General features: G+C 30.1%; 19 protein-coding genes. 4 read left to right on the forward strand and 15 right to left on the reverse strand.

All coding sequences use genetic code 11. The features are described from left to right. Window positions 1-44 precede the first annotated feature (44 nt). Entirely contained in the window at window positions 45-923 is an 879-nt protein-coding gene (locus tag G413_RS0108515) for a Cof-type HAD-IIB family hydrolase (RefSeq protein WP_022790472.1), read from the reverse strand. 74 nt (window positions 924-997) lie between these two features. Beyond that, on the reverse strand, window positions 998-1,813 hold the full coding sequence (locus G413_RS0108520) for a DMT family transporter (protein WP_022790473.1): 816 nt from the start codon (window positions 1,811-1,813) through the stop codon (window positions 998-1,000). Between the two features lie 262 nt (window positions 1,814-2,075). Here G413_RS0108520 and G413_RS0108525 point away from each other — a divergent pair, with 262 nt between their 5' ends. Genes G413_RS0108525 through G413_RS12550 form a run of 3 tightly spaced genes read left to right on the forward strand, consistent with a single transcriptional unit; the run spans window position 2,076 to window position 3,372 of the window. Continuing rightward, on the forward strand, window positions 2,076-2,738 hold the full coding sequence (locus tag G413_RS0108525) for an HAD family hydrolase (RefSeq protein WP_022790474.1): 663 nt from the start codon (window positions 2,076-2,078) through the stop codon (window positions 2,736-2,738). A 23-nt stretch (window positions 2,739-2,761) separates the two neighbouring features. Further along, window positions 2,762-3,019 (forward strand): NUDIX hydrolase N-terminal domain-containing protein, encoded by a 258-nt coding sequence (locus G413_RS12545; RefSeq protein ID WP_338066692.1) that lies wholly within the window; start codon window positions 2,762-2,764, stop codon window positions 3,017-3,019. Next, on the forward strand, window positions 3,016-3,372 hold the full coding sequence (locus G413_RS12550; protein WP_340140034.1) for an NUDIX hydrolase: 357 nt from the start codon (window positions 3,016-3,018) through the stop codon (window positions 3,370-3,372). Before G413_RS12545 ends, G413_RS12550 begins: the two co-directional genes overlap by 4 nt. A gap of 145 nt (window positions 3,373-3,517) precedes the next feature. On the opposite strand, the gene G413_RS0108535 is transcribed toward G413_RS12550, so the two are convergent. The 13 genes from G413_RS0108535 to G413_RS0108595 form a co-directional block, all read right to left on the reverse strand. After that, window positions 3,518-4,819, reverse strand: coding sequence for an RNA-binding domain-containing protein (locus G413_RS0108535; RefSeq protein WP_022790475.1), 1,302 nt, complete (start codon window positions 4,817-4,819; stop codon window positions 3,518-3,520). 531 nt (window positions 4,820-5,350) lie between these two features. After that, window positions 5,351-7,333, reverse strand: coding sequence for a hypothetical protein (locus G413_RS0108540; RefSeq protein WP_147285004.1), 1,983 nt, complete (start codon window positions 7,331-7,333; stop codon window positions 5,351-5,353). A gap of 1 nt (window position 7,334) precedes the next feature. Continuing rightward, entirely contained in the window at window positions 7,335-7,838 is a 504-nt protein-coding gene (locus tag G413_RS0108545; RefSeq protein ID WP_022790477.1) for a CHASE3 domain-containing protein, read from the reverse strand. Between the two features lie 471 nt (window positions 7,839-8,309). Further along, window positions 8,310-9,137, reverse strand: coding sequence for a hypothetical protein (locus G413_RS0108550; RefSeq protein WP_022790478.1), 828 nt, complete (start codon window positions 9,135-9,137; stop codon window positions 8,310-8,312). A gap of 244 nt (window positions 9,138-9,381) precedes the next feature. Further along, window positions 9,382-10,332, reverse strand: a complete 951-nt coding sequence (locus G413_RS0108555) for a hypothetical protein (RefSeq protein ID WP_147285003.1) — start codon at window positions 10,330-10,332, stop codon at window positions 9,382-9,384. Between the two features lie 265 nt (window positions 10,333-10,597). After that, window positions 10,598-11,581 (reverse strand): hypothetical protein, encoded by a 984-nt coding sequence (locus G413_RS0108560; protein ID WP_022790480.1) that lies wholly within the window; start codon window positions 11,579-11,581, stop codon window positions 10,598-10,600. A 144-nt stretch (window positions 11,582-11,725) separates the two neighbouring features. Then, complete coding sequence (locus tag G413_RS0108565; RefSeq protein WP_022790481.1) at window positions 11,726-12,760, reverse strand: hypothetical protein; 1,035 nt, start codon at window positions 12,758-12,760, stop codon at window positions 11,726-11,728. A 19-nt stretch (window positions 12,761-12,779) separates the two neighbouring features. After that, window positions 12,780-13,898, reverse strand: a complete 1,119-nt coding sequence (locus G413_RS0108570; protein WP_022790482.1) for a hypothetical protein — start codon at window positions 13,896-13,898, stop codon at window positions 12,780-12,782. 15 nt (window positions 13,899-13,913) lie between these two features. Continuing rightward, window positions 13,914-15,053 carry an SH3 domain-containing protein gene (locus G413_RS0108575; RefSeq protein ID WP_022790483.1) on the reverse strand — a complete coding sequence of 380 codons (1,140 nt, stop codon included), beginning with the start codon at window positions 15,051-15,053 and terminating at the stop codon, window positions 13,914-13,916. A 112-nt stretch (window positions 15,054-15,165) separates the two neighbouring features. Continuing rightward, window positions 15,166-16,431 (reverse strand): hypothetical protein, encoded by a 1,266-nt coding sequence (locus G413_RS0108580; RefSeq protein WP_022790484.1) that lies wholly within the window; start codon window positions 16,429-16,431, stop codon window positions 15,166-15,168. A 110-nt stretch (window positions 16,432-16,541) separates the two neighbouring features. Beyond that, entirely contained in the window at window positions 16,542-17,363 is an 822-nt protein-coding gene (locus G413_RS0108585) for a hypothetical protein (protein WP_022790485.1), read from the reverse strand. Further along, window positions 17,356-18,237 carry a GHKL domain-containing protein gene (locus tag G413_RS0108590; protein WP_022790486.1) on the reverse strand — a complete coding sequence of 294 codons (882 nt, stop codon included), beginning with the start codon at window positions 18,235-18,237 and terminating at the stop codon, window positions 17,356-17,358. The genes G413_RS0108585 and G413_RS0108590 overlap by 8 nt, the downstream gene beginning before the upstream one ends. Before the next feature lie 2 nt (window positions 18,238-18,239). Then, complete coding sequence (locus G413_RS0108595; protein WP_162138408.1) at window positions 18,240-18,896, reverse strand: LytR/AlgR family response regulator transcription factor; 657 nt, start codon at window positions 18,894-18,896, stop codon at window positions 18,240-18,242. Between the two features lie 893 nt (window positions 18,897-19,789). Here G413_RS0108595 and G413_RS12345 point away from each other — a divergent pair. Beyond that, the coding region (locus tag G413_RS12345) for an IS1/IS1595 family N-terminal zinc-binding domain-containing protein (protein ID WP_027969140.1) at window positions 19,790-20,057 on the forward strand (268 nt) is incomplete at its 3' end.

Consider the following 20,057-nt stretch of genomic DNA (forward strand, 5'->3'; position numbering starts at 1 on the left):
TAATGTGTATTATACTCGAAAATAAAAAGAAGAACAGAAAAACTCTATTCTTCAATCAAACCAAGTTTCTTTAAAGCGTGCCATATTCCTTCCTCATTATTGGAAAGCGTAATATGCGCCGCTTTCTCTTTAACATAAGATCTAGCCTGTCCCATCGCATAACTGCATGTCACAACATCAAATAAGCTTACGTCATTTTCTCCATCCCCAAAAGCGATGACTTCATCGGCACTCCAACCGTTTTCTTTCATGATCTTCCCTAAGGTTTCTCCTTTGGAAACACCTTTTGGTAAGATCTCTAATTGCCTTGGTGCAGTACGGAATACATTAAATTCCGGAAAACGATCAACCAGATACAAATATAAAGATTCCAGCTTCTCTTCTTCCTGCATCACCTGCAGCTTATTGATCGGCGGCTGAATCTGGTCTATATCTTTTAAATAGGTGATTTTCGGATATCCTTTTCGCATATCCGCCAGCCAGCTCCATGGCCCCGCTGTCCAGGGATAATCTTTTGGCAAGCCCTGCTCTTTACGCAGTTTTTCTTTGATGGCTCGAATCGAATCCGGGAAATAATCATAGACTCCATCATCAAAACAAGCCATGCTTTCACAATCTAAAGTCATCAATTCTAAAAACACCTTACGTACTTCTTCGATCGTCATTCGCCGTAAGATTTTCCTTTGGTCATGATGTATATCATAAACGGCCACACCATCGACCTCCAGTAAATAACCATGATGGCTGTCCATCTGCAGCTCTTTTGCGTATGGCACCAAACGTGTATAACTGCGCCCACTGGCCAAAATCAAACGAACTTCTTTTTCCTGCAGTTCTAATAATGCCTGCTTTGTTTTAGGAAGAATCTGATTGTTGGAATCCAGTAAAGTTCCATCCATATCCATTACAATTGCCTTGATCATATTTATCAACCTCGCCTGTTATTGTATCACTGATCATTCCTTAGTACAAAACCCACAGATAACCTATTTCTATATCAGATATTCAACAAGCCTATAGAGATCATGATCAAACCAAATGTCATCATCATTTCCTTATTGATCTTTTCTTTAAAGAAAGAGTATCCACATAGACTGATCGTCATGATCGTCAGCATAGAATACATGGGATAAACAATAATAGAAGGCAACTCATTTAACGATATAAGTAAAAAGTAAGATGATAAGTAATTAGGAACACCAATCAAAAATCCATAAAGGATTTCGTTTTTAGAAATTCTTTGTTTCTTGATCACCATCAAAATAAAGCTTAAAATCGCAGCCATAAAAAAAGAAAGGAAGAAGTATTGACTGGCTAAAGACGGTTCTCCATAGAACTGATAGATCTTGCTCATGGTATCGATCAATCCGCTCACGATCATAAAAACAAGCAATGTCAGCCCCAATTTAAAGTTTATTTTTGATTGATAGAAAAATAAGACAATCGATAAAAAGGATAGAGCCATACCAATCAGTTGAAGCCAGGTTGGTATTTCATGAAACAAGAAAACCGAAAACAATAAGGGTACACAAACACCTAACCGTCCATATAAACCTGTCAAAGCAATACCATTGAGTTTCATGCTCAGCTGCATTAAGTATAAGCTCATCACCAAAAGTAAGCCATTGACAGTCCCTAATACCAAGGTCGTTTCATTCCATCGAAACACACGTGAAAAAAGCAGTGCACATAAAGAACAGGTCACATAATTACAGACAAGCTTGCCATATAGACTATGTTCTCTATTATTGCTCATCCGTAAGAAAACAGAAATTGCGGTGCTGCATAAAATTGCTAAAACAAGAAATGCCATATCGTTCTCCTTAAAACGCAGTTAAGCATATCTTATCAAAATAATAGTATTTGATTCAATTGTTTTCTTATAAAATACATCAATAAAATAGGATATAATTCTAATTTAATCTTCATAAACTCTCTTTGTTTCCATTTTTATAGATTGATCCTATTTTGAATTTACATAATTTCGATTTTGCCATTCGCATGTATAATTGAATCAATAACACACGAGTAATAGTATAAACATGTGAATCTTTACATGAAAAGAGGTGTTTTCTATGATCAAAGCTGTTTTATTCGACTTTGATGGATTATTGGTTGATACAGAGGTTATATCTCTGAAAATCTATCAGGAAGTATTATCTGAATATGGATTTCAATTCAGTAAAGAAGAATACTCAAAACATTATAGTGGAAAGACTGAAGTTGAAAATATTCAACGACTCATAAATACCTATCACTTATCATTAACACACCAAGAATGCCTAAATAAAGTTTTAGATGTTGAACAAAAACTCATTGCACAAGGCGTAGAATTAAAAACCGGTGTAAAACCACTTCTTCAATTTTTGAAGGAAAACAATTTTAAAATAGCTTTAGCTACATCGAGTACCAGAGAAAGAGCTATATCCATTTTAAAAAGACATGATATCCTCCATTATTTTGATGAATTTGTATTCAGTGAAGATGTGAATTCAAGCAAGCCTGATCCCGAGGTATTTTTAAATGCTTGTGAAAAACTGCATGTTTCACCTGGAAAAGCCATTGTCTTAGAAGACAGTGAAAATGGAATCATGGCAGCTTATAATGCGCATATTCCCGTTATTTGTATTCCTGACATGAAAAAACCGGCAAAAGAATATCTGGATAAAGCCCTTCATGTTTATGAAACTTTAAATGATGTCATCCCTTATTTACAAAGCTTCATTAAAGAAAAATAGAATTTTATAGGTGAGGAAAATATATGGATAAACAAAATCAATGGATACAATGGGCCATAGAACTACAAAGCCTGGCACAAGCTGGTTTAACATATGGTAAAGATGTTTTTGATCAAGAGCGACATCAACGCATTCGTGAGATATCCGCTGAAATAATTTCCAATCTTTCCGATATTCCATATAAAACAGTTGTTGGTTTATTCTGTAACGAAATTGGTTATCAAACCCCTAAAATTGATACCGTGCATCAATCATTCGAGATGATAAAATCCTTCTTGTGAAAGAAAATGATGGAAAATGGTCATTGCCGGGTGGATGGTGTGATGTAAATATATCCGTTGGCGAAAATGTAGTAAAAGAAGAAGCTGGATTTGATATTATACCAGAGAAAATCATTGCGATTCAGGATAGAGCCAAGCATAATCTTCCGGTATATGCTTATGGAGTTTGTAAAATATTTATTCAGTGCTCTGTGATTAAAGGAGAATTTAAAAAGAATATCGAAACAACGAACTGTTCCTACTTTTCAGAAAATAATTTACCTACACTTGCGCTTGAAAAGAATAACGAGGAACAAATCAAAATGTGTTTTGCGGCTTATCGAACCAAAAATTGGACAACCCTCTTTGATTAAAGGCAATAAAAAATCAAATTACTAGATCAAGTATGGAATTACACCATCCTTTGCCGAATATGTATAAAAATATGGTGAAAATATTAATCAACCTTTTCTTCCATAAAAGTATATTTAAAGTATACTTAAAGTCTACTTTTAAAGTCTACTTTGTTATCCATTGACCTTTTTTTCGAGATCCGACTCTTTCGAGAATTCCAAAACTCTGAAGCTTAGCACAAATTTTCTTAGTTGCTCCAAGACTGATTCCTATTTCATCTGCGACATTCTGAAGCGATAAATTACCATTATAACTTAGAATATCATATACTTTTTTCTGATTTTCAGTTAATCCACTTTTATATAATAAGTTTTTTCTAGCTTCAACATCAGGTCTATCAAAAGCCAATGGAATCGTTACTTTTAACATCCCATCATCAAAAGAAAATACCTCTTTACCATACTTTTCAACAATCGTTGGGATACCGTGCCCGCTTTGTTCAGCATATTTGGCAGCCATGAAAATCATTAATAAACTTTTATTGACCGGTACACTGGTTCCCTGATAGAACCCTTCTTTTGATAAAGAAAAAGGAAGACCGCCATATGAAACTATTTCGATACGATTATCAAACATATAAATAGAAGGCGCTATTTCGCTTTTCCAATCATTGTGTAAACAAGCATTTATCCAAGCTTCCCGAAAGCTAGGAAAGTCAAACAAGGGGAGTTCCTCTCTTATTGCGTTATTTAGATTCACTTTCGTTATATTTATGGTTTCAAAATATTGCATAACTTCTGAGATAGAAACCAGCAAGCATTTTCCCCCGTATTCAGTTCTTTTAGACATTACGCTCTTATCAGTTCCTTCAAAGGTAATAACTTTTAAAGAAATAGAATTCCTATCGGATAATAAGTAGGCATTCATGTTGAATTTACCATTTCTGTTTATCAAACTGTAATTTGAGTAAAATTCTCTTGTAGCACTTGGATGGATTCCGTTGCCTGCTAATATGGCGAAAAGTGAATTAAAAGTAGGGTTTTGATTAGGTGATTCCATCTGACGCAAGATATCAGAATCAGAAGTAGATAGCATTTTTCTCAAAATCTCATTTGAAGCATGTTCATCAGCTGAAACATTACGGATATAGTATCTTCCATCGAATGAATATGGAATATCATATCCTCTAGCAGCAACCCTCACATATTTCCTGCTTTTTTCATCCGTCAATACTAGAATGTCTGCATAAATTCGAGGTTCAATTTTATCAGTTATTCTATTTCGTATATCCATTAAAGTATTTTTACCTATAGAAATTCCACATATATTTCCATCATCTTTTACACCATAATATACAGTGCCTTGACCATGCTTATTAAGCATGGCTACAATTGATTTCAAGCCTTTATCAAGCTGGCCTAACCCTTCTTTAAATTCTTGATATTCATTCTCGATACCGAGATTCATAACGTTCACCTCATTTCATTTAAAGTATACCTTAAGTCTATTTTAAAGTCTACTTTTAAAGTCTACTACAATATCGTTGCTTCTATTAAATATGATTGTGCCGATTTAAAAATGTAGATTATTATCGCTACTAATAGCACTCAGAAACAAATAGTTCTGTGGCGAAAATGTGGCAAATATGTATAAAAATAAAAACACTTCCTCAATCTGCCTTTATTCAAAGCATTTCAAGAAAGTGTTTATATGCAATGGCGCCTGAAACATTGTGAATTATACTGAAATTAAAGATTATTGAAGGCTATTATCCACCATTATAAGGGCCATTTTATTTAACATAATCGTTATAAATCATTATTAATCGATATAAATATAGTTAAAAATTTGGCGGATTTTTGGCGAAAATGAAAAGAGTAGAGTTTTTACTTTGCCATTGAATTTCCACATTATCATTCAGTATTTTTTAATCGATTTAGAAAATATAGTTGCTTATAGCAAAATTGTCTATCAATTAAAATATGTGAAAACTCCGTTCTATAACATTGTACAACTTTCTGCTATTTTAAATGCTAGATTTTTTATAAATAATAAATCATTGCTGTCTATATTTTCCGGTGAATCGTCAACAGAAATATAAAGATAATAATTAATTAATTCTTTTGTCTCAATATTTTGGAAATCGATAGTAGCAATAGTAGTTTCGCCGTTTTCAAATAGCTCGTATGGATACCAGATACGTATGAATCTAGTTTGATCTCCTAAATATTGCTCTTCTCCTCCATTTGAACTATTTTTATTCAAATCTTTATATTCATCCATATTCCGTTGAATTCCATCATACGGTTGAAAAGACTCAATAATAATAATTTGAATTGTTCTATTTTCTAATTTATCAATATATGGAACTTTATAATTCCAAATATAGCTTAATGTTGACCCATCATTTTTCTTATAATCGCTTAAAATAGAATTCTGAGGTAAATATATACTGCAAGAAAAATCCTCCATCTCAAATTCTTGTGTTAATTGGATTTCTTCTATCTTCGGAAAGATCAAAGTATTTATATCTGTTGAATTTGCATTGGGTATGTCTAGAGTAAAAACATCGTGTCCATACTTATCTATTTCTTTTTCTATATTTAAATACTGTAAATAATTATTCTCAAATAAAGGATCTGGAGCATAATCATTATACATATGATAATATGCTGTTTTCACATGGTAGTACATTCGGACAAGTTCTACATAATCTCTAATTTTTTCTTCAGATAACGTTCCTCCTTTTTTTATTTGATTATGATATTTTTGTAACTCGACAGCAATTTTAGATTGAAGAGCAGTATAATCTTTCTGCTCAATTACTGAAACAGCTCCATCAGTCACACCACTAATATTTCCATAAACTTTAAGTAGACTTAACCCTACATCTAATGCCGGTACTATTTTTATCAATGTGGATGCTATAATATCGCCACCAGTATTTTTTATAAAAGAAATTCCTTCATCTTTATATAGCCCCATCATTGCATCTTGATACATTCTTTCGCTATTTTTATTGTATCCATTAGTAATCTTCTTGAGATCTTTATATAAAGAATCAGTTTTACTTAAAATATGCATATCTGGATTTAATAAAGTTTTTTCAACATTCTTTATATTTTCAGTATACAATTGTTCTATTTGTAACTGTATATTAGCCATGCGGCTTAGCATTTCATAATCTAAATTTGCAGAGTTTGTAACCATGTTCATATTATCTCCAAACACTTTAAGCGATTTGTCAAAGATTTCTAAATTCATCATTTCCCCAACTGAAGAAATAAAAGATACATCGTTAGAAACTGTAGAAGCATAATCTACAATAGCGCGGTTACTTTCTAAAATAAAATTATCTTTATCCTCTTCCGTCAAAAGGCTAAAAGCTAATCGTCTGCTTCTCTCCCCAGGCATAGAAGATAATAATTTTCCATTCAATAATAGCCATAGCCAAGCAGCTCCACTTTCTAGATTATTAGCATTATTTTCAATATTTCCACCATGCACTAAGTCATAATTTACTTGGTTTACCAATTGGCTAAATGTCTTCTCGGCAGAAAATAAAATTAACCTGCCATCTGGAGACATCTTTAAACGAGAATCTAAATAATCTATCGTGGGTATTAATTCAATATAAGTCACACCATCTACATCAATTGTTCTAATCGTATCTTTATAAGAACCATATTGAATCTTTCCATCTTTAAGTGATACTCGCTTAGTTGTTTGTAAACCGCTTTTCTTTTCAAATACTATTTTTCCATCCTGTAGAGCATATACATAATCAGTCAATAAAGCTAACTCATTTGGTTCAATATATGGAGTATTATCTTGAAAGTACAGAATTACAGTTTTATTATCAGATTCATAATAATCATAAATCTCGATTCTTTTTTTCTCACTCTCTATTGCATGTACTGATAAAGTACAACACTGAAACAATAAAGAAACTGTTAAAAAATAGCAAATTATTTTCTTCATATCATAACCCTTTTTCCTCAAAATACTTATCCATTCCACCAAAAATTGCATAAATTAGTTCTTCATTTTCTTTAACCTGATACTTCCCATCCTTTTTTTCATAATTTATTTTTATTTTATTAGTAATCAATGGGCAATTTTCAGAATTTATTATTTGTAAAATTTTTTGTTCATCTTCACTATGTTTCAAAATTGAATACATATCCGGTACGGTAATGGAAAGATTAGCTTGTTCTTCATTATATTTTGTTACTTCAATTTGGACCTTTTTTTCATAATCCATCTGAAAATCATTTATAAAATTACTATCATTTAAAACAATTCCGGTTTCTTCTTTCGCTTGGTTTTCTATCTCTTCACCAGTTCTTAAATCCAATTGTTCATAGACTGAATCTGCAAGTAAGTCTTTGCTTTGAGCAGAAGACCAGAAAAAATATCCACTTATAATACAAATCACTACAAAAACAATTAGAATTACATATATCTTTTTTTTCTTTATGCGCACATCATTTTCCTCCTAATATATAAATAAGATTTTATAGTCAAAATACATATTTTATCTTGACTCACTTTTCTTAAGTATAAATTTTCGTGAAGCATAATATTTTCGTATTCATCAACAAAAATATATAATTGATTTATAATCAAATAACTCTCTCAATAAGAAACCTTTTATTAAATAACTAGCATTCAGTTCTTTTGATTGATAAATGTTGAACTCAAAATAGCTTTTAGTCCTTTTCAAGAAACGCCGCTCTCTTAACATGAATATATTCCTGAAAAATAGTCAAAAATATAATAATTCAAAACTAGAAGTACGTCTCACAAAAATAATAAAGAATGATATTTTGATAAATAGCTACTATTATAATAAACTTATATCTATTAATATGATTTTATAATATATATCCATAACATTGGGAATGTATAGGTGCAACAAAAACGAGACTTCACTTCTTCATTCTCAGGTAATTTATTACTCATTTACTAAATTAGGGATAATTATATTACTGTTTAGTTCTAACTGATTATTATTCGCTTTTTCAATTAAATTTAAAAAGGGTTTTGTATTTATTACTTTATAATCTGGATATTGATAACTACTTTCTATCGTTTTAGTATATCTATCCAAATGATAGGTGTACTCCATGTTAGTTTCAATATTTGTTATCAACCCAGAAGAATCAATCATAACATTCATGTTAAAAGAAAGATAATGAAGAACAGTATTAGTTGCATCTTCTAATTGAGAATAAATATCATCTAACGCAGAAAAATATGAAGTGTTAAATTTCTCAATATCTGTTATATTAATTTCAATCTCTTTTAAGTCATCTAAATCTGATATCATATTAAACTCTGCATAATCCTGTACATTTCCGGACATGAGTAAAGATAACATACTTGTACTAAATAATTCATGATATTTATTAAAATCTTCACTAATAATATCTAGTTGGTAATATCCATAAATTTCCATATTAGTGAAGGAAGTATTTGCATAAGCATTAATACTTGTCTCATACTCAGGTGTTTTCTGCTGTATAAGCACTTCATAGTCAGTATCATCAATATTTAATGTTGAATACAAATATTCATTTGTTTCATCAATATACTTATACCCCTTTCCTATCTCGACAGATCCATTACAAATAGTTTTATCACTTACTATAAAACTGTCTTTACTATTTGATATTTCTAATGCGTTTCGGATAACTTCTATCGGATTAGAATGAAATATTGAACAACCATATAATGTTATTAGAAAAGATAATAAAATCAGGAACTTCTGACGCAAAACCATCACCCTTTCTTTTTTAAAGCTTATTAGATTTTTAATCAATTGTAACTATTTTATCGGTAGTAATCTCAGGAAAAATACTCTAGTAGTTTCTCTTCTTGCTGTACAAAAAGATTTTCCTAATTCTCTTAATTGAATTCTAATTTCTACTTATGTGACAGTGTATTCTCTCAAATATAAATTCTTTAAATAATACATTTTATCAACGTCTTTTGTTTACTAAACATTTGTCTTGTTGTTTAATAAATCATTTCTTCTCTACCCATTTTTCCACAAAGAAGTCATCGGTACCATAATCTCCATTATAAGTACTTCCATTTAACATTAAATTTTCAAATTCTTGATCTGTATTAGCTTCTTCAACACTGAAAACACTACCAGTATCAGTATCATAACTTTTTCTCTGTGTAAATCGTGAAGTGAAATCCCTAAATCCGCAATAGAGGTATATATAATCATCATATGTTTCATCAGAATAAACAGGATGTCTTCCTGACCATCCAACTTCTAAACACGCCTTAAAAGAAACTTTATAAGTATAAACTAACATTCTCTCATTTAAACCACTTTCATTAACATATTCATATAATTTAAGCGATCTTAATTTATTTGTATCTTTAGAGGTAACATAATATACATCTAGTGGCTCTATATCTGTAACTTCATTTAGTAGATAGTCCTCATTTTTAGCCCTAATATAAGTTCCAATCCGTGGTTTAACATTCTCTAACGCATCTTCTCTTAATGCATCAACATCTTCGGCTGGTATTTCGCTTGCATTTAAATAGTCATGTATAATGCTTTCCATTATTCCTGAGTAACTAGTATTAACAAGCTGAACTGCTATATCATGATTTTCATCAGTATAAATCTCTTCTGCATTTACTACATTAACTTCATACTCATCTCCCATAGATAAATAATCATTCGTTGGTAAAACTTCAAACTCTAGACCATTTAGAATAGACTCTATGTATGTTATTTCGTAATCTTTTAAATTACTTTTATTAATATTCTCTGTTGAGCAATCAAACCAAATATTACCGCCTCCAGACATACCACCTTCTACTACAGGGCAGGCCTTTTTTACATCAATTGTAATTAAATTTTTATTTGAACAAGAAGATAGGCAAATCACTATTACTAAACTTATACAAAGAATTAATATTTTTTTAACATTTTTAATACTCCCATTCAACTAAAAAATACTATTTTTACAATGTTTTTCTATTTTGATTCTATTATTGAGCACATATCTGAACATTACGAACAAAAAATTTAAAACATTACATACTAATATCCACTATGATTAAGGGGTCTATTATTTAGAATAATCAATACAAGATATCATAAATCCGACTAAGAATTTAGTGATTTTTTATGCAAGAAAAGAAATTATAATCCTACAAAAACTTATTAATACATAACGTCAAATATTTCCAACAATTCCTTTATAATAGACATCATGAATAGAAATCCATTTCAGGAATTTCCCCATTGTCTACCTTTGTATAAATGGATCTTATCATATCCATATCAATATCATCTTGATTCATTTTTGAAATTGTTATTATTATTTTTCCCTCAGAGGAAGAGGTCTGATCCTGGTATTTGGCAGTTTGACGATCATGCATAATCACTTGGCTAATACAGTTATTTTTATCCAGAACTAGTGTAATTTGATACAAATCGTACATTAAAGAATCTATCCTCAAATTACTATCAGAGCCATTAACATCCAATGGAGTTCCGTGTTCGTTTCCTTGCATATAAAGCTGATTGAAAACATCCATATCATTAGGTTCTAACAAAATTGTATTTTCGCCTTCTTCATTTTTCTGAACCGTTGCCTTCATTTCAGGATCTATTGCTTCTCCGCCATAAATATTAGCTAGTATGTTTTCAAGAACATAAACATAAACCATCTTCTTAGTATTGTCCCTCATTGTTTCTTGATTTGTTATTGGTTCAGACTCGTTTTTATCAAAACTGTTTGTCGCCGTGGAAATACTTATTTGATTCGGATCATCATCATCTTTTGTACCGATTATTGTATACTCCTTCGTATTTGATCCATCATCAGTATATAAATAGAAAGTTTTTAAACCAGTTTCTTCATCAGCTTCTTCAGTATAATAAAAATGTATGGATTCTTCTAACCAATTATAAACAGTAACTGTGCTATCATCCCAATTCTGTGGTGTTATATCAATTTCATTAACATTCCCCGTGGGGTATATGTAAGTTCCAAACTTCTCTATATTTGAACAGATTTGATATTCATTAGCTTCTACCGTATCAAGAAGCAAGTCATAAAGTGCAGTATTAGCATCTTCTTCAAATTGCTTAGCCAAATTATTCAAAGCAATACTTTCATTCGTATTTGTGTTAGAAGAACAACCCGCCAATATAATAACCATAGCAATCTTTAACCATCTTTTTTTCATCTCTTTTCTCTCCTTATTTTCATGATATACTACGCTAAAAATCATTCATTCTCTTTTAAGGAAAATAAGATTAACTTAATTTAAATATAGTGAAAATATTATCTATAATGTATTCCTAAAAAATTCCATCTTTCTCATCAAATATTACAATCTATTTTTCTCTCTAAACTTCTTTATAAAATATATGATTAAGAATGGTATTGCACATAACATAAGTGCTGCAATAGGATAAATCAACAACAAGCTAATAATCCAGGAACTTAACGGAGTTTCTAAATAAATTAGATCATAAAATAATGAAAATGCTCCCATTATTCCAACCGTTGTCATGAATCCAGCTCCAAAAGATTTTTTATAATAAATATAGGAACCAACTGCACAAGAAATAAGTAAAACAATTTTAATGACTGATCCGCCTCCGTCATTGTTATCTGAATTAAAAATTTGAATCCATCCAGTTGTTACAAACGCAGGAATAGCTATTATTGCTAAAGCACCTAATAAAACTAAAGCCAATATATATTTAGCAAGTCCTGTAAATCCATTAGCAAGATAAACACCTATAAAGCTCCCAATAATCCCTGTCTTCTTAGGATCAACTAATCGTTCTGTTTTATAAGTTTTTTTTCTTGATTGATTTATTTCCTCTTGTTTTGGTAAATAATTATCATATTCAATGGGAGTTAGTAAGGGATCTTTGCCAAATATATATTCTTGTATCTCATTTTGAAACAACAAAAGCATGGATGCAGCTGCACATACGGAAATATTTTCGCTTTTAGATAATAACCCACAAAATTTGTCTTGATTATCTACAACTTGATTCCCCTCTATTTGCCCTAATAATATCCCTTCATTTTTTTCTCCCATGAAAAATTTATTACTTTGAACATACCCTACTTGATGTCTATTTTTTTCTTCATCAAAATAATAAACTAAATCATTATCTAACTCTCCAATAACTTTTTTACTATAAAGACTTTGAATCACTGTATTTTTATTTATATATCCTGCAATCCATCCATTCGTACACTGCAGATAAATCATGTCGTTTATTTCTGTAGGCACTGCATTTATACCGTTTTCTGAATTGTTTGTTTCATTTGATTCATTTGGTATTTTGGGTATCTTGGGTATTTTTACATTATTATCAACATTATATAATCTACCTTGAACCATCTCAAAATCCTCCTGATTTCTAAGCATTTAATCCTAATTCAGGGAACATGCTAGCTATTCTTTTAAATTTGTAGTAACTCTTCTTTATTTGATCATCTGTAGTATATTTACAAGAATCCATATCTTGATACCATTCTCTCATGGTTTCTAAAGCTTTTTCATATTGATCATTTTCTGCATATGAGCAAACAATAAAAGAGTATATCGTTAGATGCACATCATCAATTGCTCTTAAATATTCTAAACATTCTTGTTTAGAAAAATTATCATTTGAGCCATCTAAATAATCTTCAACAAATAACAATTCATTTAAATACATATTAATTCTTTCTCTCAAAGCAAGTACAATATTTAGACGATCGGATAATCTCACTTCAACTCTCATCTTATTCAATAAGCAGATTACAAAGTCTGTATACATGTACCAATATGCCTTGCCAGCTTTTTCCAAAACCATAATTTGATTTATCGATAGATCTATATATTTGCTTGCTTGCTCTATATTTGATTTTTCAAGATATATTAAAAAACAATTTTGATAGGCCTTTAGTAAATCTAATTGTGCCTGATAATACCATGTTTCTGAATATGTATTTACTTTTTTTAATTCATTAATTTCTTTTGTTAATAGTGAAATTCCAATATTTATTTTCTCATTATTACTTAATTTATTATACTTTTTCCTATGTTTATCAGCAGCATGGATATAGGGGTTCTTAACATTCATTAACTTTCCACAATCAGGGCAAGTTCTAAATTTGGACATATCTTCCCATTTGTAATTAATTGGTAATTTTTTCTTACATCCAGGGCAAATTAAAACTTCTTGGTTTTCTAAAGGTTCAATTAATGTAACATCGATCCCAATTGAAGGATGATACCAATTTAGCTCCATCTTTTTTTCAGTTAGAACTTTGTCAATGGATTCTTCAGTATCTTTTAAGTCTTTCCAATAATGATCAAAAAGAGCTGAACCTTCCATATCCTTTAAAGGCATATTCTTAATGCAACGAGTTCGTCTACCAAACAAATTCAATAATTCTTTTGGCAGGTCAGGATGCTTAATCTGTGCGGATAACTCTTCATCACAATATTCATAGTATTTTCCTCTATAGATAAATGAATTTTCTCTGGACATTATGTGAATTCCTTTCTAGATTCTCCAAATCATGTAGTAGTCATTTCCTTGTGAAATGCATACCCAGTTCCCATTATCTAATTGTCCCCATTCTTCATCATTACTTAGTATTCTTGATGCAACAATAGATACTTCTTGATCTTCTTGAAGTTGTCCAACAATACTAGCTGATGTACTTGGATTATCTCGAATATTAACTACTGTAGAAGCATAATAAGTTTCATTCATATTTCTATCTTCTAAAATTCCTACATCATCAGTACCAGCTTTATTTATGATTTCTAGCTCGCAATTATAAGACTTAACTTCATTTTCAAACAAATTTAATATAGTATTTGATGAAGTATAGCAATCATATGAAGAACTTATAAAATTAGACATAACAGATAGTTTTGCATTTGACTCTCCTTCTGTAGAATAGTCTTCAGCACTGTAAATAAAATATTCTGTTTCATATATATCGCCAGAACCATTTCTGCCTGTATCTCGATCAGCTTGATAAATCATATAAATATCGCCTGAATGAGGGGTCCCATCACCACTTATATAAGGCTTGACATAATAAAAACCTATTTCCTTCACATTCATTACATCTGCACCGATTCCCTCTTCAATCCAGGATTCTATATTATCTCTTACCCAATTTGCTAGCGAATCTCTTTCGCTTGGGTCAATTTCTGAGTAAGATTGGTAATCATCTTCTTGATCAATCAATCCACTAACTGTGTACTCCTTCTCGGTAGACTTAACTTTAATTCCTTCTGATTCTGCTAAAACTTGATCATAGTTTACACGAACGGTTACAGTTTGATCATTAGATAGCATTCCATCATTCTCTGTTGTAAAAAAAGCCTTATCCAGTAATTCAGATCTTACTGAATAGTCACCAGAAGGAACATCACATACGCCAACCACACTACCTTGTCCATTAGCTCCTGTAAAACTAATTTCACAGGATGAGAAAAAATCTAAATTCGTTTTTTGAGTATATGCATAGGCAAAAATAATTACTAATAGAACCAATGCAGCAGGAATACCGACTGAAAGCCATTTTGTATAATCTTTCGTTTTCACATTATTTTGTGTTGACGCATGAATATCATTTATATCTGTTGCTATTCGTTTTAAACTATCTATATCAATTTTTCGATTCATTTTCTAGCTCCCTATGTTTCTATTTTCATCAAGTTTATAAGTAATTAATATTCATCCAATATGAAACAATATTGATCTAAATTATTAGAATATCTTTATTTATAGATTATTTTTAAATCTCAATTAATTGCCATTTATTATCTATTTTAGCTAAAGTTTTATTTCCTATTGGTTTGGCAACCTCTTGAAAATTTCCTAAAACTACTAAATTCAAATTTTGATCAAGGATTCCTTTTTGTCCATCCATTGTTGTAATTGCTAATGATGATCTTGATAATACCTCTACATCTTGTACTAAATCAGGGTAAGAGAAAGTTCCCGTTGCATCATAAATTCTATATCCTATACCCTCTGTAACATAAAATGGACCTACTACTGGAATATTTCTAGATAAACGAATTTGACCATTATAATTTCCATTTTGATCTTTTTTCAATGGAATAGCTGCGCTAGTAGCGGTTTCATCAACCGGATAAGGCCCAAATATGTTTTTATTAGATGTATATATATAATAGTAAGTTGGTTGTTCATTTTCTCTAGAAAGTGAGTCAAATAAAATATAACTTTCTCCATCATCATAAATAGATTGATCTATACCCAAAAACTGATTGCTTTGATATTCATAATAAACAACACTACCAATGTCTTGCCGATACACTAGCTCACCAGCCGCAAGCCCTCCGAGGCCTGAACAATCTCCATTCTCGCCACCAACACTACCATCGATTACTACTGGACTTATTTGTCGATCTACTGGATTCAAACATACAGTTCCATCTGGTTCATCTTTTTGTTCAATACCTGATAAACCTACTAATTGTGTATAGTTAGCATATTTTGGTTCTATAAGCCAATCACCATTAATATCTAAAAAACCGTATAACCCGTTTGTCTTAACTAGGTACCCCAAATCATTTATGTTTACAGGAATCTCATCAAATTGGGCTGTTCCCTCAAATAGTTCATTAAATCGAAGATTATTGAAAGTTATATTTTTTTCAAATGAATACTCTTGTTCTTCATTTATAAAAGTAACTCTTGTTTCAAAAGTACCCTCTGTAGCATTCATCCAAATATTATCTTCTAATTGAATTTTTTCATTGTTAATGTATACCTGGTACTCTTCAGGTACTAGCTCTTTTTCTTTCTTTTCATCTTCAATCACTACTTTTAACTGACCAAAGTCAACTTTACCGCCTTGGATATAGTACTCATTTTTCCAGTTAATATCTTTTATAATAATTTCTGATTTTACCTTAGGTTCTGAGGCCTTAGGTTTTGAACTTTTTTCTTGTTGACCGCAGGCAATCAAACTAATTATTAAAACCACAACAAAAAAAATTTTAAATAAATTTAGTGCACTTCTTTTTTGAACCACTTTTTTGCTCCTTTACCCTCTTGTTAACTGATTATATCAGTTCTTATAAACAAAAAGATTAACCTGTCCTCAGATGCACACTTTAGGACCTCAAATGTAAAAAAGAGCAATTATTCTTGCTCTCTTTCAATAACATTCAAATCATATTGTAATGACAATATGTAGTTCATTAAATCATGCCGAAGCATTCTATATCTGTTTTCATTATCCGCCAATTTCAAATATTCTTTAATTTGTTTTTTGTACTCTTTTTGTAATAACTCAATGGATTCATTTTTCTTTCTTCTTTTATTTAAATAAATCAGAGTTATTAATAAAATTGTATATATTGCAACAAGGATTGAAAAGATTAAAAAGTTATAAACTGTTATCGAATGGTGTCGAATGTCGAAAATGTTATTAATCGCATAAAACAAAAGCATAGATTGACTAATCAATAAGCATACCTGGCAAAGAGAATATCTATTTGCTTCGAACGCTTTTCTAGCTAAAAATCGTATACATAATGTATATTCTATAAAAAGCATTATAGCTTCTATTACATATAGAGAAAATGAAACTGAAAATCTTGTTGAAAACGAAAACATAGTACCAGTAATCAAATACACTAAAATACACAAGAATAACTCCGTAAAAGCTACTACAATCAAATGAATAAAAAAAGCATATAAAATTCTTCCATTTGAGTTCCCAGGGTAGAAAATTTTCAAATAACTTAAAACTAGAGCAAACATTACAATTTCACGTAACGCGTAATTATCCGAGAGGATCAAAGAGATTGGTGCAAATATCACATTGAAAAAAAAGGTAAAAGATAAAATACTCCTAATAGGATGTTTGCAGTACAAAAAATAAGAATAAAAATAACCAAAGCTCAAGTTAAAAAAAACATTTGCCACAATATTGAGCACAATTCCATTTACTTCATTCATTTGTATTTTCTCCCGGAATCATCAGAATTGCTGTACAAGTGATCATTTTTGTTTTCGTATTTACCTTAAAGTGATAACTTCCTTGATATTTTTTGCAAATTGATTCAATGACTTGAAGACCAATTCCATGATTTTCTTTATTCTTCTTTGTTGACTTTCCTGAGGTAAGTTCAATATTACTGTTAGTTCTTATCGAATTTTCTACCTTAAAGATAACATAATTTGATTTTTTATAGAGATCAATTAAAACTTTCCTCTTCCCAAATGTAACTTGTTCACAAGCTCCAATTGCATTATCTAGCATGTTAACCAAAACTGCCATTAGTACATAATCTTCTATACCAATATTTTCATTAATTAACGCTGTGATAGCATAATTGATGTGTAGTTTTTTCATCAAAAGTGATTTATTATAAAGAACTGCATCTATGACCTTATTCGAACAATAACTAATTAATATTCGATCTTTATAGACCTCTAAAAGACAGTCAGCTAACTTTCTAGATTCATCCTCGGTTTTTATATTATAATTCCGAACAGCAAGTTGTAATTCTTTTCTTATTTTCATTAAATCTTTCTCAGACTGCATTATTGATAGTATATGTTGATTTTGATAGTTAATCTGTTCAGCTAATAATGTCTCCTTAATTTGTTTCTCATATGAAGTGTCCAAATAATGAAGAGCTTTAAATAATAAATACAAGGAAAATATGCAAAAAAATATAACTAAGACAAGGATAATTGATTGACAAACTAAATTTTTAAAAAAATTACTCAAAAAAGTAACAATGAAAAAACAAGTCTCAATACATAAAAATAAAACCACTTGTTTTTCATTCCTTAAAAAATTAACAATTTTCTTTGAAAAAGTCATATTTAAACTTCCTTACTCAAAAAAATCTGAAATTTCTCAGTTATTTGATTTTTATAATTTCGGCTAATAGGAATTAAACTATTATTAGCCAAAATAAAATCATTTTTGGTATGCATTTTTACCTTCTGAAAATTTACAATATAACAGCGATGACATTGTTCAAAGCACTGTGGTAATTGTTCGTAAATTTGCTGAAAATTTTCTTTAACCTTAAAAGTTTTATCTTCACAATGAATAAGGCTGTATCTTTTAATTCGTTCGATCGAGTAAATTTTGTCAACAAGTATTACTATTTCATCTGATCCACTATGAAAAACTATTTTCTTTTTTTTGCTATCTAAAAGATAAACAGCTTTGTTAATTGCTTGATGCAATCGTAAATCTAATTCTGGCTTATAGATAAAATAACAAGGATCGGTATTAAATATATCAGTTACGCGATTTAAATATGAAGTAATATAGATATGTATAGATTGTTTAAATTTTTCATTGATGATCTTTGCAGTTTTAATCCCATCCTGCTGATTTTTCAAAACTATATCAATTATAAAAATAAATTCCCCATTTAGTTTTGAACATTCTTCCACCATTTCATCAGCATCCTCAAAGCCTTTTATTATATATTCTCGATTAATTGTAAGTTTACTGATTTTATTCATAATCATATCTTTTTGCTTTTGTTCATCATCACATACAATTATATATAGCATATTCTCACCCTAATATTGTAATTCAAAGTATACACATATCTAGCATCTTATTCAATTTATTATTAATTAGTTATTTGTCTTAACTGATTAAAAAATACGCTAATCATATTCAAACGTGTTTAAAGAGATTTAGAATTTTGACTCTCTTTTTGTTAGCTCTCAACCGTTGGAATCAGGTATCTTAAATGGAGAATCATTAATGTTACTTTTATATAATTCAATCATTAAATTTATAAATAATTTTTTGAATAACGGGCTAAACAATAATAATCATAAAGCCCAAAGGTAGCATATTAAATTCTTTTTTATTCAATTCCAATTAAATGTGATAACTCAGTATCTTCAAAACTTGCGTTTGTATAAACATGAACTTTGCCATCATTTTCATAATCCAGACAAGATGGCATTTTTTAGAATAGTGAAAAGGAAAAGACCATTTTTTGTTAATCCTTTAAATTCTTAGAGGGTTTGACAAAAAGCCTTAATAAAAATCAGTGAGTATCTCAAAAATGATTTGCTAATCTTCATTGACTAGAGCACCCAGTGATTATTACCAATACTCGGGGTTTCCATACTCTAAAAATTTTTCTTCCAATTTAGATAATTCATTTAAAACGATTGTTATTCCATTGTAAAATAGTTGTTGCTTACTCCAATCAATGAGGTCAATATATTCGTCATTGTTATATTTAGACAACAAATTAAAGGAGTCAAGTATCTTAAATGGAGAATGATTTGTGATATTTTTATAATATTTCGCTAAATTCAACTAAAAAGTTGATGATTTAACATGAATAGCGTCAGATTCAGGGATATTCTTTGACATGTAAAGGAGATTTCCTATGATCAACGAAACATTCTTAAACCATCTAAAACCAGTAGAACTCGAATTCATTCAAGCCTTCATTTATAAACTGACAAGCGACAAAATAACTCTGGATACAACAAATTCAGAAAATATTGAATCTACTGTATCCCGTTGTCCTCACTGCGGATCTTTTCATTTTGTGAAAAATGGATTTAACAAAAAGCACAGGCAAAAGTATCTTTGCAGAGATTGCGGAAAAATATTCAGTGATACAACAAATACCATTTTTTCTCATACAAGAA

Origin of the sequence: Faecalicoccus pleomorphus DSM 20574 (genome assembly GCF_000420345.1) — a bacterium.
Lineage (GTDB): Bacteria > Bacillota_I > Bacilli_A > Erysipelotrichales > Erysipelotrichaceae > Faecalicoccus > Faecalicoccus pleomorphus.